Here is a 14,375-nt window from a genome sequence, read left to right as displayed (position 1 = left end):
CGCGGCGCTTACGCGTCTCTCATCCGTTCAAATCCGGCGGCGAGGTCGGCGATCAGATCGTCGACAGCCTCGAGCCCGACGTGGAATCGCAATGCCGGGCCCGCGCCATGCCAGCGCGTCGCCGTCCGATAGGACGTCGGATCGAATGGCACGACGAGGCTTTCATAGCCGCCCCACGAATAGCCCATCCCGAACAGCTTGAGCCCGTCGAGAAACGCCGCAAGCTTCTTCTCGGAGACGGGCTTGAGGACTGCCGTGAAAAGTCCGCTGGCGCCCGTAAAGTCGCGCTTCCAGATCGCGTGCCCAGGATCGCCGGGGAGAGCGGGGTGCAGGATCCGGTCCACCTCGGGCCGCGCCTTCAGCCATTCCGCTACCGCAATGCCCGAGCGCTGATGCTGCGCCAGCCGAACCGCCAATGTCCTGAGGCCGCGCAGACCGAGGTAGGTTTCCTCCGAACCCGGGCATGTGCCGAGCCGCTCCTTGGCATCGTCGATGAATTTCGCCGCCTTCGCATTGGCGGTGACGGCCCCGAGCATCGCGTCGGCATGTCCGACGATGTATTTGGTCGCCGCCTGGATCGAGACATCGGCGCCGAGCGCCAGCGGCTTGCAGTAAAGCGGTGTCGCCCAGGTGTTGTCGGCCAGAACCCAGATGTTCCTGGCGCGCGCGGCAGCCGCGATCGCTGGAATGTCCTGCATCTCGAATGTCTGCGATCCGGGCGCTTCGACCATGACGAGCCGGGTATTAGGCCGGAACAGTGCGTCAATTCCGCTGCCGATCAGCGGATCGTAGTAGGTCGTTTCGATGCCCAGACGCTTCAGCATCTTGTCGGCGAAGGCGCGCGCCGGCTGATAGACGCTGTCCACGATCAGAACGTGATCGCCGCCCTGCACGAACGCCAGGACCGCCGTAGAGACTGCCGCAAGTCCGGATGATGTCAGGATCGTAGCGGCGCCGCCTTCAAGATGCGCGATCGCTTCCTCTAGAGCCCGCGTCGTCGGCGTTGCGCGCCGCCCGTAGGTATAGGGCTGCGAATAGGCGCGAAGCGCCGCAAGCGTCGGATGAAGAACAGTCGACCCCCGATAAACGGGCGTATTTACGAAGCCGTGCTGCTCGAACGGCTTGCGCCCAAGGTGAACGACTTCCGTCTCGGGCTGCTCTTCGCTGTCGGAGCCTTCTCTCTTTACAGACATTCTAACCTTCCTGGGCGGGTTCGGCCGTCGTGACGCAAGTTCGATGCGCGGTCAAGGCCTTGACCATTGCCTGCTGACGCGAGATGTCTGGCGGCGCACTATCGCAGACGTCCGCTTCAGGGCTGTCGGTCCGTGACATCTCCCTGACTGAAATGATTACCGCCCGAGTGAAGCATTGGCCGAAAGAGTGCAGATGAACATCGCAGTGCGGGTTTTGGTTTCCTCGATCTGGCTCTGCATATTGGCACTGAACACATCGATTGACGCAATCGGAGCGCCGCTCAACGTCCTTGATGCCGTCAGGGCGCGGGGCAAAGTCGTCTGCGGCGTCCAGGACCATGCCCCCGGTTTCAGCGAGGTCAGCACGCGTGGCGTCTGGAGCGGCATGGATATCGAATTTTGCTCCGCACTTGCTGCGGCGGTCCTGGGCGATCGCGACGCCGTCAAATTCCTGAGCTTGAACGCCGCCGACCGTTTCAAGTCTCTCCAGGACAACGACGTTGATGTTCTTCTCGGCACGTCCTGGACTCTGACGCGCGACACCGAACTCGGCGCCCGCTTTGCCGCGCCACTCTATTACGACGGCCAGGGATTCATCATCCCGCGCAACCACTCGATCGCGAGCGTTCTGGAACTCTCCGGTGCTTCGATCTGCGTCCTCGTCGATACCAGCGACGAAGCGGCCATCTCCGACTACTTCGGCAGCCGCAAGATGCGATACCAGCTCATCACGTCCGATCGCTGGGAGGACCTGATCAAGACATACTCTTCCGGCGGCTGCACGGTGCTGACGGGCGACATGACATTGCTCGCCTATGAGAAGAACCGCTTGGCCAACGGCGCCGACCACATGCTGCTGCCCGAGATGATCAGCAAGGAGCCGTACGGCCCCGCCGTCCGCCTCGGCGACGACGGCTGGTTCGCCATCGTCCGCTGGACGGCGATGGCGCTCATCGCCGCCGAAGAGATGAATATTTCGAGCAGCAACATTGATACCATGAAGGCCTCGCCGTCGCATGAGGTTCGCCGTTTCCTCGGCCTCGACGCCGACTTGGGCGCGCCGCTCGGCCTGTCGCGTGATTGGGCCTACCAGATCGTTCGCCAGGTCGGAAATTACGGCGAGATCTTCGATCGCACCTTCGGCCAGAGTTCGCCGCTGAAGCTTGAGCGCGGTCTCAACAACTTGTGGAGCAAGGGCGGCCTCATGTACGCCGAGCCGTTTCGCTGATACGCTGCACTGCAAGAAAATTGCTGCGCGGTCCGTGACGACGGAAATGCCATGGGAATCGACCCCACGTACCACAAGCTGCTGGAGCTGATCGCGTTTGCGATCCCGATCGCGGTCCTCCTCACACTTTTCTCGCTATGGAGATCGGCGCGTCGTCATCGGCGTGGTGATCTGCCTTCCCCTCCAGAAGTCGGCCGCGAACCGTTTCATGCCGTTCCCCAGGTCCGGCCGGTGGTCGAGCCGCCACTTTCCGAGCCCGTCGCCCATGAAACCCCCGAAGCGATTACCGCCAAAATCGAAGCGGCCGTTGCCAACGGCGAGAAGAGCCGACTTGCAAGTCTATATGTCGAACTCGCCGAGGCGCACGCACGAGATGGCAATTCGAGTGCCCGCATGGCGGCACTGCGATCCGCCGCCGGCTATGGCGCGCTCCATGGACCTCACGCGGCGCACGCGGCCGCGCGCCTTGCGCTGGGTGATGCCGCACGCCAATCCGGCGATTTGACCACCGCCTGCGAGCAATGGCAGCTCGCCCGGACAGCGTTTCTCGAAAGCGGCGACACCGTCCAGCACGCGCGCGTTGACAAGTGCATGCGCGACAACGGCTGCCCGACCGACTGGGTACTTACGGATTTTTGAAGTCCATCGGTGCGACACCGGTCGTCGGCGCGATCGTGGTCGCTCCGCTCGACACATGGTCGTCGCCGTCGTCCGCGGCGTTTGTCATCAGAACCTCGACGCTGATGTTGTCGCCGTCTTTGATCGAGAATTTGTTTTGAAACAGATGTCCACCCGACGACGCCGTCACCTGATAGTCGCCCGGTGCCAGCACATGCGTCGGTAGCGCGCCGACGCTCTCCTTTACCGTTTCACCGTCGTCCGTCTGAATGGTCCAGCGCGTATCCGGCATGGCTTCGCCGCCCGTTCGCGTCACCAGCTTGAACGTCGCCTTGCCGCCAGTATGCGTCACGGTCGTCTCCGTCAGCTTTCCGGCTTCGACCGTCACGTCCGTTTCGATCTTGGCGTTGGCGTCGCCGTAAAGTGAGACGATGCGGTAGATGCCGGAATTGAGCCGGATGATCAGGTTCGGTTTTGCGCCCGTGATGATCGCCGTATTGCCTTCGACGTCGTCGCGATCGTCCGTGAAGATCGAGTACGTCACCGATCCCGGCGCCGCGAGCTTGCCATTTATCATGGCCGAAACGCGCAAGCCGCCGGCGTTGAGAACGAACGGTTCGAACGGCGGCCCGTCCGGCTTGATCGTGATCTTTCGCGTCAGGTTGGCTCGTCCGAACGCAGCATTGACCGTGTAGTCGCCGGGCGGAAGCTTGAGAAGCGGGCTGGCCTCCCGCGATTCCATCACGAGTTTCGCCTTCCCCGACCGGGGCGCTTTGAAGACGCGCCACACGATTCCTTGCTCGATCTGCTGGCCGTCGCCCGTCAGAAGCGCAACGAGTCTGACGCCGCCCTTTGTCTTTGCGCGCTCGACCGTTGTCGTGTTCTTGCGCTTGTCGCCGCTCGGACCCCACGGCGCCGGCGCTGGTCCGTCGGGAATGGGCTCCTGCGCAAACGACGCCGAAGCGGTGATGAACGAAAGCATCGCGGCCAACAGCACACCGACGGCGCGGCCGGGCGAGCAATGAATTTTCTGCCGTATGATGCCCAACGTGGCGCTCATCCTGGTCCAATCTCGATTTTCTGCGTCTGGCCGGCCTGGACTTCGAACGATGCCTCGCCGTGACTGTTTCGTGCATCGAACCGCACCGTATACCGTCCAGGCGCCAGGATTGCGGTCGCATCCGTTCCGTTCGCCCGCCAGATCGGCATGCCGTTCTCATCGGCCACTTCCCAGGAAATGTCGCCGTACGTCGGAGCTGCATTGGCGGCCGGTACGAAATTCACTTGGCCCGATGCGATGTCGATGACGGCCTTTGCAGGCTTGCCTGCTTCGACTGTTAATTCCTTCGTCGCCGCCAGATGCGCAGAGGCAATCGAGGCGCTGATCCGGTAGCGGCCGGGAGAAAGATCGAGTGTGGTCCCAGGGCCGATCGTCCGGGCGATGCTGACGCGATCTCCGTCGATACGATCGACGCGATAGAAAATGTTTTCGTCAGCGCGTGCCGGAGTCCCGGCAATGAGCGCCGAAATCGAGACCGGAACCAATACGATCGGAAGCTTGTCGGTCACCGTCTGTCCGGCGCCGATGGCGATGCGTTTGCTGACGCTGCCGTTTCCGGAAATCGCCCCGAGATAATAGGTGCCTTCCGGTAGCGTGAAGCTCGCGTCCGGGCTGCGCGATCGCGCGACTTCGCGCCGCCCGTCCGGGCTTTCCGGATCGTCTGTATCGACGGTGTAAAGGACATCCTGAAGCGCGCTGCCATTAGGTCCCGTAGCGGAAACCTTGAGGAGGCCGCTCGCGAGCGCGATGTCGAGCGTTTTGGCGTCGCCGGTTGCGAGGCTAAGCGTCTCTGCCGATCGTGCCGCGCCATCGGCGACCGTCACGTGGTATTCGCCCGGCTTGAGATAGAGATCCGCAACGCCGCCGCGCGAGATCGAAACGGGCGACTCGCTCGAACTCACCGTCACGATGGCGGTCGGCAACAGCGGGCCGCCCTTGGTCGCGACCGGCCGAGCGACGAGGTGCGATGCATCGAGCGGCACGATGATGCTCTGCGCCACGCCGTCGGCAATCGCAACCGGGTGGCGCACCTTGATATCTCCGAGCGCGGCTTCGATCACATAATCGCCCGCGTCGAGCTTGGCGGTAATGTCCTTGCCGATCCGCTGCAGCAGGACGGTCGCCCCGTCGGCCTTATAGATGCGCCAGTTGAGCGGAACATCGAGAAGCGCGCCGTCTTCCGCGAGTGCGGCCGAGACACGAAGCGACGCGCCCGCAGGAGGCGGCGGCGCGGCCGGCTTTTCTGCACGCCCTGCGCTCTCTGCGCCTGCAACGGCACCGGGCGAAAGCATCGCGAGCTTCGTCGTCTCATCGAGGGCGGCGTTGAGGCCGTCGGAGTCGGTAATGTCGTAGAAGCGGCCACCCGTCGCCTCGGCGATGCAGGCGAGGCGCGGACGTTCGTTCGCCGGCACGCCGATGCCGATGACCTGCACCGCAACGCCCGGCGCCGTCTTCGCGATCTCCTGTGCGGCGGCGCATGAATCCTGGCGGCAGTTGTCGGCGTTGTCGCCGACGATGATGATCTGCGCCGGTCGCGACTGCCCGATGGCCCCGACCGCTGTTCGGAGCGCGGCCGTGACAGGCCCGGGCCCCCTTGGATTGAGTTTGGCGATCGGATCAAGGAGGCCCTGGATCGGGCTGTCCGGCGTGGCGATGAGCTCGACGTCGTTGCAGTCGCCGCGGCGCCGATGTCCGAAGGCGACGAGGCCGACATGGGCCGACGTCGCATTCGCGAGCACCGCGCCGAGCTTGTCGCGCACGAGATCGATCTTCGGCCTGTTTGCCGGACCGAGACGGCCCCACATCGAGCCCGATCCGTCGATGATCAGCATCGCGGTCGGTGCATCGTCGCTCCGGGCCGACGGGGCCGCGAATGTAAGCCCAGCGACCGCGCATGCCGAAACCGCGATCAGAGAAGCGACCAATCTCGTCAATTTCAGCCGCATTATTCCCCCATGCCCGAGTTTCACGCCCGGATTTCCCGGGCCTTATTCCGGCTCTGACTGTAACGGGCGGCTTGTAACAGCCAAAGGCCTCGTATAGCGAGACGGGCACGCAAAGCTACGGATCAACGCATGAATACCGCATTTTTTGAATTTCTTGCGGCAAGACGTTCAGTCAAGCCGGACCGCCTCGCTGCGCCCGCTCCAAGTGCGGAAGAACTGAACAAGATCTTGACGGTCGCAACCCGCGTTCCCGACCACAAGAAGCTGTCGCCGTGGCGTTTCATTGTCTTTGAGGGCGATGCCCGCGCCGCGGCAGGGGAAATCTTCGCCCAGGCCTGCGAAAAGGAAGAGCGCGAGCCGCCATCTCACGTCCGCCTCGACATGGAGCGGGGGCGATTTCTCCGCGCGCCGATGGTCGTTGCCGTAATTTCTTCGGTGAAACCACGTCCAGGCGCCCCGGAATGGGAGCAGGTGCTCTCCGTCGGCGCGCTGTGCTTCAATCTCTGCCTTGCGGCCAACGCCCTTGGCTTCGGCACGTCCTGGATCAGCGAATGGATCGCCTATAGTCCGACAGTTCGCGAGGCTTTCGGCCTGACGGAACGTGAGAAAATCGCCGGCTTCATCTACATCGGCACGCCGATGGAGAAGCCGGAGGAACGAGAGCGCCCGAAGCTCGATGCCCTGGTGAAGCACTGGCCGGCCTGAACGCCAGCCGGAGTATTAACTCCCAATTAACTATGAGCTGGCAAGCTCCAGTCATTCATGTGCGCCAACTTGATTCGGGGGAGCCGCGGGATCAGCACCGCCGGCTAGGAAATCGAGAACGCCGCACTCCAAACCACATCATGGCCCTCCACGCGTGCTTCCGAGGCACCCGGCGGAGGGCCAGTCGGTTTCTACGCCAAGCGCCAAAAAACTAATATCGGAACTGCTCGGCCAGCACGCGCTCTTCGAGGCCATGCTCGCGGTCGAACATCATGTAAAGCTCGATGGCGCGCGCCTGCTCGACGTCGACCTTGATGACGTTGCGCGTCTCGAAATGATCGGCCACTGCGCTGACGGGCCGCTTCTCGTGCTCCAGAACCGAAATCGAGATGCGCACCTTGCTCGGCACGATCGCCCCGCGCCAGCGCCGCGGCCGAAACGGGCTGATCGGCGTCACAGCGAGCAGCTGCGATTTGATCGGCAGAATGGGCCCGTGCGCCGAAAGATTGTAGGCCGTCGATCCGGCGGGCGTCGAAACCAGGATGCCGTCGCAGATCAGTTCCTCCAGCCGCACCTTGTCGTCGATCGCGACCTGCAACTTGGCAGCCTGATAGCGCTGCCGGAAAAGTGAGATCTCGTTGATCGCCAGGCTCTTGTGCGCCTTGCCGTTGGCGTCCGTGGCGATCATCGCCAGCGGATGGATGCGGCTGGTCTCGGCGGCCGAAAGGCGCTCGAGCAGATCCTCCTCCTTGTAGTCGTTCATAAGGAAGCCGACCGACCCGCGGTTCATGCCGTAGATCGGGATCTTGTCGTTGATGAAGCGGTGTAGCGTCTGCAACATGAAGCCGTCGCCGCCGAGTGCAACGATCACATCGGCGTCCGCGGGCTCCGTTTCTCCATAGCGCTTGATCAAGGCCGACTGGGCTTCGATCGCCTCCGGCACCTCGCTCGCGACGAAAGCGATACGCTCGAATTTCTGCTTCTCTTTCGCCATCAAGGCCCTTCGGTTATTAGGGAGTGCGGAGTGCAAGGCAGGGGAAGCTCGCTCAAGTGCCGGCAAACGACAAGCCCCCCTCGGGGCATAGCGAAAAGAGCACAGGCACGCCAGCAGGCGGCGTGGTGATGATTTACGCGACATTTCCCGACCAGGCGACGGCGCTTGCCGCCGGGCGCGATCTGGTCGAGCGCGGCCTTGCCGGCTGCGTCAACGTCCTCCCGGCCATGACGTCGGTTTACGTTTGGAAGGGCGCGACCGAAACTGCCGAGGAAGCGGTCTTGATCGCCAAGCTCGCCGCCGAAGGCGCTGAACGAGCGGCGGCCTACATCGTCGCCAATCATCCCTATGAAACGCCCGCTGTCCTCGTCCTGCCGGTGACCGGCGGCAGCGACGCATACCTCGACTGGGTCAGGACCGGCACGCGTCTCTGATGGCTTCAATAGATTCCGCCGAGCGACTGCATCAGGTTATAGCGCGCCGTGCCGGGACGAGGATCGCCGTGCCGGCGCTTTCCGCTGTAGGCGAAGGAACCTGAGTCCCGCCTGCGCCTGCTGTCACGATCGGAGTGGTGTGACTTCTTTGGCTTCTGCGCCGTATCGGCATCCGTCATGGCGGGCGGCATATCGCCCGCTGCGGTGGCCGCTCCATCGGAAAGATCGTCGGCGTCGGGTTCAAGCTGCAAGGACGCGACCTTCGGAGGCGGAACGGGCGCGGAGCCTTCGGGCAGCGGCGGCATCGCGCTTTCGGTCGTCGCAGCGGCAGCGCCGTCGTTTGGCGGCAGCGGGCCGCCTATCGACATTCGTCCCGGCAGCGGATCCTGGCGCGGAACGAGCGCGATGCTATCGAGCGGCGATGAAGCGACATCTCTCGACCTCAGCCACGGAAGCACCTCACGTTCCGGCGCTTTCAACACGGCCGCGGGCTCGCGGGGCTCGTCCACGTCGGACCGCGCGTCCGCCACGCGCTGTGTTTCGACCCGCGTCTGTCGCTTTGCCGCCTGCGCGATAACAGCCCTTGGCATGCAGCGTCCGTCGTCCTGCAGGACCTGACCGGACGGACAGTCGGCGGTGCACATGATCTCACGGTGGCTTTGGACCAGGGCAAGAAGCACGTAGTCCGGCTGGTTGAAGGGCAGCACCGAATTGGCGCGGTCCATGAACGCTGCCATTGCCCGCCGCGTGGAGTTGGTCCAGCTGCCGTTGATCTCGCCCCCATAACAGCCGGCGCGTTGCAATTCCTGCTGCAGGTCGCGCGCCAGTTGGCTGCGGGTTTCGGGATCGGCGGGACGGGACGATCGGACCGGCGATAGGATCGATCTCTCGGTCGAAACGACGGTGGTCCACGTGCCGGGTTTCGGCAGTTCCCGGGCCGGGGGCTGGCGACCGTCACTTGAAATTTCGTTGTAAGAGGTGGGCGTTGTGGGGGCGAACGTCGCAATCCCGCCGGTGTCGCGATAGTCCCGGTCAGGCGCCACCGTGATGCGCGCGATTTCAGTGACGTTGTGGGACGCATCTTCGGGCGGCGGCGCGATATAGCCCCCAAGCGCAATTCCCGCAGCGATCAGCAGGAACACACCGGGACGCGACATGACACGGACTCCACCAACTCGCGCAACAACGCCAGTCCACCAAAAACAGACAATGACTCACTCGGCGGTCTTGGTAAACGGCAAATGGCTCATACCTTGGCCGCGTAGAACGGCGGGGAGGCTTTTGCTCGCCACGGCAACTACAAATCAGGGGCACGTCTTCGCCACAATTTCAGCCTTGCGCGAAGCTTGTGGTCCCGGTGCAAAACCTATTGATAACCGGAACTTTTCAACCGCTGCGGGATGCCTGTGGAGAGTGTCATATGACATGCGCGTCATAGCGAGCACGGATTTCTAGAATTCTGATTCCGCTATCGATTCACATTTCCCATAGCCATCCGACTCAGCTACCCAGAAACAGAGGGGAGTTTAATTCCAGTTAGTTTTCCACCTTCGCGTCGGCATCGAGGCACAAGTTTTCCACCCTGATTTCTTGCGGCGAAATCGTGGCGGAAGTTTCCTGCCGGTAACGAAGGTTGCAGCTCTGGCTTGCGTGATTGTGCGGTCTTCGCGTCGCTCGTCTGCCGATCGTCATGGGGATGACATCGGAGCTCACAGCCGAACGAACGGACACTGTCTGCAATCTCGCCCGTTGGCGTTCCGGAGCTTGGTCGGCGGCATCCCTCTGCTCGCTTGGACCACAACGAAATGGCCGGTCTCGTAACCGCGTAGCCGATCGGTCCTCACAGGAGAGGGCACACGATGAGACACGTTTTAGGCGTGTTGGGGGTTCTTGCAGCCGGCGTATTGCTCGCCGTATCCGCTGCAATGAACTGGCGTTTTGGCTTCAGTCTCGGACGAACCGAGCTCGATGGCCAAATCTACGGGGCGGCTTCCGCTGCCGCCGACTGCATGAAGGCATTGGTACCGTTTTTCTTCTTTGCCGCAGTACGAAATCGAATTTGGTCGCAAGCGGCAGCGTCCGCGTTGGTCTGGGTGGTCGTGACGGCCTACTCGATGACCTCCGCACTCGGTCACGCGGCGTTGAACCGCTTCGATACGACCGGGCATCGCGCACAGGAAGCTCAAGCTTATCAGGACCTGAGAAGCGAGCTGAAGCGTGCCGAAGAGCAGGCAGGCTGGATCCCCCAGCATCGTCCCTACGAGACGGTGCAGAGCGAGATCGACGGCGTGAAGCTCCAGAAAGCCTGGAAGTGGTCGAACGGCTGCACGGCCGTCAACTCGAAGTCGGAGCGCACGCTCTGCCAGCAGTTGACGTCGCTTGAGGCGGAGCTTGCTTCGGCAAGTTCAGCAAAGCAGGCCGATGCCCGTATCGCCGAACTCAAGGCAAAGGTGGATGCGACTGCAGGTACGCCTGCGCTCTCCGAAGCCGACCCGCAAGCGAAGGTTTTGACCGAGCTTGTCAACGCGTTCTTCCCGAACGTGAAGATCGACAACGTGCAGATGGCGTTGACGCTGTTCGTCGCGCTGCTGCTCGAGATCGGGTCTGGATTCGGCATGTACGTCGCATTCAGCCAGTGGCGACTGTATGATCGCCTGCCCAAGCCCGTCTCGCCAAAGTTGGCGCAGATGGAGGCAAACACCGCTGCGGCAGCGGTGGCGGTTCCGGTGCTCACACCGGTTACCGTTCAGCAGAAAAGGCCGCGTTCTGGCGCCAACGACAACCGGTCGCTCGAGATCCCTCTCGAAGCCCCAGTTGTCCCGGCGCGCGCAATCGAAGCTCAGCCCGCACAAGTGCATCAGGCTGAGACGAAGGTTGCCGAGAGCCGGGTCGCGGCGCCAGTTCGGCGTCTCGCTCCGGAAACCAACACCGAACGTTTCTACAAGGAGAATATCGAGGTCCGTGATGGATCAAGCGTAACGGCTACTGAACTCTATGAAGACTACTGCTCTTGGTGTGAATCTAAGAACAAGGAGCCTGCAGCACTTCCGAGCTTCGCACGTGAATTCGCCGAGCTTGGCGTGAAAAAGGAGAAAGTGGCCGGCAGAGTCCGGTATATCGGTATCGCACTCAAATCCGACATGGCACTCGAGGAGGCTACGAAATCGCCTATCTTCGGCACGGTTGCAGCCTAAGCGCTGCTTTCTAGAAACGAGAGGCCCGCTTCGGCGGGCCTTTTTGTTTTTGGGGGATGAAGGAGAGACGGCTCCACGTTCAAACGGCATCGCATCCGACAAATTCCCGGTGGATGCGGCAATTTTCTTTATTGAGTTGCAAAATCTTCCTGGCTTAGCCTGAATTCCAGCCCGGCCTTACCTCAACGGACCTGGGATGTTTGGAGGCACGCTCGAAGGGATCACTGCTCACCAACGTGGGCAAACGAGGTGATCGTGCGAGCATTCCATCCGGTTCAAGGCTCTCTGCTCTCCTCGGCAATACGCGCTGCTTCGCTTGCTTCCCGATCGGCAAGCGGCAACCTGGAGAGACGCCGATGCTGCTCATTCATGTTCTGATCGTAGGCTGCCTTCACAGCAATCCGGACTTCTGCGAGGACTTCACCATTCCCGTCGCCCCGCAGGAAGATTTTCGCTTCGGCATCACGCCGACCCTATGCGCGAAATTCACGTTCGATCTCGTGCATGACTGGGAAACGCAGCACAAAGATTATTTCGCGAAAAAATGGACCTGCACCAACGAGGTCAAGCCCAAGATCTCGATGTAGTCGGAAGCCCGTATTGAATGGAATGAAGGGCCTGCCTCTGCGGGCCTTTCTGTTTTTAGGGGCAATCGTTGATACGGGGTCCCATCGCCCTTACGCCAAGCCTTGAGCGTTGATTTGCCTTCGAAGTCTGTACGCTGACAGATAAGTCCGCCCAGGCTATTCTCCTCTGTCGGTAGATCAGGCGCCAGGTCCGACATGAAACGGAAGATCGCAGCGATCCTTGCGGCCGATATCGTCGGCTACAGCAAACTCGTCGGTGATGACGAAGAGGAAACGCTCGGCCGATTGGCAAATTACCGGGCGGTGTTCGGCGATTTCATTACCCGCTTCGGTGGCCGGATATTCAACACCGCCGGCGACGCCATCCTCGCCGAGTTTGCCAGCGCGGTCGATGCCGTTCGCTGCGCCGTCGACACACAGGAAAGTCTCCGGACGCGAAATCTCGCTTATCCGCCGAGCCGGCAGATGAACTTCAGGATAGGCATTACCATTGGTGACGTGGTCGAGCGCGAGGGCGACCTTCTCGGCGAGGGCGTCAACATCGCGTCCCGCCTCGAGGGCATCGCGCCGGTCGGAGGCATCTGCGTCTCTCGCTCAGTCCATGAAGCGGTGGCGAACAAGATATCCCTGAAATTCGCCGACGTCGGCGAGCAGCAACTCAAGAATTTGCCGGATCGCATCCACGCCTACACGGTCTCGCTCGAACAATTGGGAACGCCGAAAGCAGCGGGGCTCTTCGGGGCGTATCAAAATCGCGTTTGGCGGGGTGCTGCGGCCGCGGCGGTCGCCGCATTGGGATTGGTCGCTTTCGTCGCCTTGCGTCACAACGCAACCGAAGGCGTGAGCGCCGCAGCCCCTGTCGCTCAGCCCAAGCCGCCCCAAGCAGTCGCTCAAGCATCCCCAGCCGCCGCGACAATCCCGGACACGCGTCCCACTGCCAATACCAACCAAACGGAGAGTGGCGCCGACCGCCAGTTGGCCGGTGAGTGGAAGGGCATCGTCGGAGAAAGTGGCGGTCGAAAATATAACGTCGACATCTCACTTCAGAGCGTTGGCAAAGGCACGGTGAGCTATCCGGACGTAAACTGCACCGGAACATTGGAGTACCTTCTGCGCCGCGGACCGGCCTACGTCTTTCGAGAGAAAATCACCAAAGGCTCCACATGCGGCCGCACCGCCGAGATCGAGTTGACCGTCGCCGGCGCAGATGGTGCGACGCTAGATTACAAATGGATCGGCCAAGGCCCGACAATGACGGGGCGGGTGTCTGGAGAGATGAGCGAGGCCAAGGACTGCATGCGGTATCTGCCGAACCTGCAAGCAATGGTTCCTGCGGTGTGCAAGGCGGGCGAGGGCCCGTCCAGCGGGGCCGATCCAGCCGCTCCCTCTTCAGTCGATATCGATCCCGCAACCCTTGGGGCATGGGTCCTGACCGTCCCACGCGGTCATTGGATCTGGGTGACCCGCGATAACGGCACCTACGATTTTCATAGCGAGGCATCGGACGGCGCTCCGTCGCATCATGGACGGTTCGATGCCAGTAACGGCAAATGGTCGATACAGGCGACGAGCGGTTACACCGATGGCGGCTCGTACGAAGTTTTGCCCTCAGGAGCCTTCGTTGCGACCGGACGCCTGGGAACAGGCGAGTGGGAGCCGGCATACCCTGTTACGCGCGTGCATTGAGCCACGCGGGGGAACCTGCGCCGCTAACGCTTAGGATATGCCGTAAAGATATAATCCTTTGCCTGCACGATCGTGTGGCACGCATACCCGCACTTGGCGTCGTTCTCTTGCGGCGGAGAGTCGGCCGTGGTGGCGGGTGAAAACGAATCCGATTTTGGGTCGTAGATGAAGGCTGCGTATCCCCAGCCGCCGCTGTCCGCGAACCGTTTGCTGTCCTTCACGATGAAGTCGACGTTTTGCAATTCGCCGGGCACCGTCGCGGGCGAGGGCGACTCTTTGCTCTGCGTCGGCGTCCAATGGACCTTCGCGATCTTGGACCCTTCCGGGAAAGGCTTGCCGTTTTCGGGAATGCCCGAGCGATAGGCTTCGATCATCGCCGGATTGGCGAGGATCACGGCCATCGCGCTCTCTGTCTGGCTGACGGCGACGGTCTGCCAGTCCTCATATCCGCGGAATTCGGAGAACGAGAGGCCACCCGGAACTTTCGCGCTGTATTTGTCGGACGCCGCAAGCGCCAGCCCGCCACCGGCGATCAGTAGCATGGAAATCATCGCGACTGAGGCAGCGGGTTCGATCTTTGTCGGATGGGTCAACGAAGCACGCAACATGTTCTAGCCTCCAGATCTGGCTCGGGAGAATTCCGCGGCCGGTATGCTTGGAAGACGTGTTGGTCGGGACTTCGAGATTGACGATCAATAGGCGGAGATTAGCGCCTCGAACGACTTTGTCG

General features: G+C 62.0%; 13 protein-coding genes. 7 read left to right on the top strand and 6 right to left on the bottom strand.

The annotated features are described in order from the left end of the window. Nucleotides 1-8: 8 nt before the first annotated feature. Nucleotides 9-1,193, bottom strand: coding sequence for a cystathionine beta-lyase (metC, locus tag QM780_RS06420; RefSeq protein ID WP_415069651.1), 1,185 nt, complete (start codon nucleotides 1,191-1,193; stop codon nucleotides 9-11). 193 nt (nucleotides 1,194-1,386) lie between these two features. Here metC and QM780_RS06415 point away from each other — a divergent pair, with 193 nt between their 5' ends. Continuing rightward, complete coding sequence (locus tag QM780_RS06415) at nucleotides 1,387-2,421, top strand: amino acid ABC transporter substrate-binding protein (RefSeq protein ID WP_415069650.1); 1,035 nt, start codon at nucleotides 1,387-1,389, stop codon at nucleotides 2,419-2,421. Between the two features lie 51 nt (nucleotides 2,422-2,472). Next, nucleotides 2,473-3,060: a hypothetical protein gene (locus QM780_RS06410; RefSeq protein ID WP_415069649.1), complete on the top strand. Its 588-nt coding sequence runs from the start codon at nucleotides 2,473-2,475 to the stop codon at nucleotides 3,058-3,060. Here the strand turns inward: QM780_RS06410 and QM780_RS06405 are convergent. Both QM780_RS06405 and QM780_RS06400 read right to left on the bottom strand, forming a co-directional pair. Further along, nucleotides 3,047-4,099, bottom strand: coding sequence for a hypothetical protein (locus QM780_RS06405; RefSeq protein WP_415069648.1), 1,053 nt, complete (start codon nucleotides 4,097-4,099; stop codon nucleotides 3,047-3,049). The genes QM780_RS06410 and QM780_RS06405 overlap by 14 nt on opposite strands. Beyond that, nucleotides 4,096-6,045, bottom strand: coding sequence for a vWA domain-containing protein (locus QM780_RS06400; RefSeq protein WP_415069647.1), 1,950 nt, complete (start codon nucleotides 6,043-6,045; stop codon nucleotides 4,096-4,098). The genes QM780_RS06405 and QM780_RS06400 overlap by 4 nt, the downstream gene beginning before the upstream one ends. 129 nt (nucleotides 6,046-6,174) lie before the next feature. Between QM780_RS06400 and QM780_RS06395 the strand changes: the two genes are divergently transcribed. Then, nucleotides 6,175-6,750, top strand: a complete 576-nt coding sequence (locus tag QM780_RS06395; RefSeq protein WP_415069646.1) for a nitroreductase — start codon at nucleotides 6,175-6,177, stop codon at nucleotides 6,748-6,750. Nucleotides 6,751-6,961: 211 nt separating this feature from the next. On the opposite strand, the gene QM780_RS06390 is transcribed toward QM780_RS06395, so the two are convergent. Next, nucleotides 6,962-7,744, bottom strand: coding sequence for an NAD kinase (locus QM780_RS06390; RefSeq protein ID WP_415069645.1), 783 nt, complete (start codon nucleotides 7,742-7,744; stop codon nucleotides 6,962-6,964). Between the two features lie 56 nt (nucleotides 7,745-7,800). Between QM780_RS06390 and cutA the strand changes: the two genes are divergently transcribed. After that, on the top strand, nucleotides 7,801-8,178 hold the full coding sequence (cutA, locus tag QM780_RS06385) for a divalent-cation tolerance protein CutA (RefSeq protein ID WP_415069644.1): 378 nt from the start codon (nucleotides 7,801-7,803) through the stop codon (nucleotides 8,176-8,178). Between the two features lie 5 nt (nucleotides 8,179-8,183). Here the strand turns inward: cutA and QM780_RS06380 are convergent, their stop codons facing one another. Continuing rightward, a complete protein-coding gene (locus QM780_RS06380; protein ID WP_415069643.1) occupies nucleotides 8,184-9,335 on the bottom strand; it encodes a hypothetical protein in 1,152 nt (383 codons plus the stop codon). A 702-nt stretch (nucleotides 9,336-10,037) separates the two neighbouring features. Between QM780_RS06380 and QM780_RS06375 the strand changes: the two genes are divergently transcribed. The 3 genes from QM780_RS06375 to QM780_RS06365 all read left to right on the top strand — a co-directional run bounded on the left by QM780_RS06375 (nucleotide 10,038) and on the right by QM780_RS06365 (nucleotide 13,645). Continuing rightward, entirely contained in the window at nucleotides 10,038-11,372 is a 1,335-nt protein-coding gene (locus tag QM780_RS06375) for a hypothetical protein (protein WP_415069642.1), read from the top strand. A 356-nt stretch (nucleotides 11,373-11,728) separates the two neighbouring features. Further along, entirely contained in the window at nucleotides 11,729-11,959 is a 231-nt protein-coding gene (locus tag QM780_RS06370) for a hypothetical protein (RefSeq protein WP_415069641.1), read from the top strand. A 195-nt stretch (nucleotides 11,960-12,154) separates the two neighbouring features. Next, nucleotides 12,155-13,645 carry an adenylate/guanylate cyclase domain-containing protein gene (locus QM780_RS06365; RefSeq protein ID WP_415069640.1) on the top strand — a complete coding sequence of 497 codons (1,491 nt, stop codon included), beginning with the start codon at nucleotides 12,155-12,157 and terminating at the stop codon, nucleotides 13,643-13,645. A 23-nt stretch (nucleotides 13,646-13,668) separates the two neighbouring features. Here the strand turns inward: QM780_RS06365 and QM780_RS06360 are convergent, their stop codons facing one another. Then, entirely contained in the window at nucleotides 13,669-14,253 is a 585-nt protein-coding gene (locus QM780_RS06360) for a cytochrome P460 family protein (protein WP_415069639.1), read from the bottom strand. Nucleotides 14,254-14,375 lie beyond the last annotated feature (122 nt).

Source organism: Hyphomicrobium sp. (assembly GCF_047600905.1).
Taxonomy (GTDB): domain Bacteria; phylum Pseudomonadota; class Alphaproteobacteria; order Rhizobiales; family Hyphomicrobiaceae; genus Hyphomicrobium_B.
This window is presented reverse-complemented; position numbering and strand designations above follow the sequence as displayed.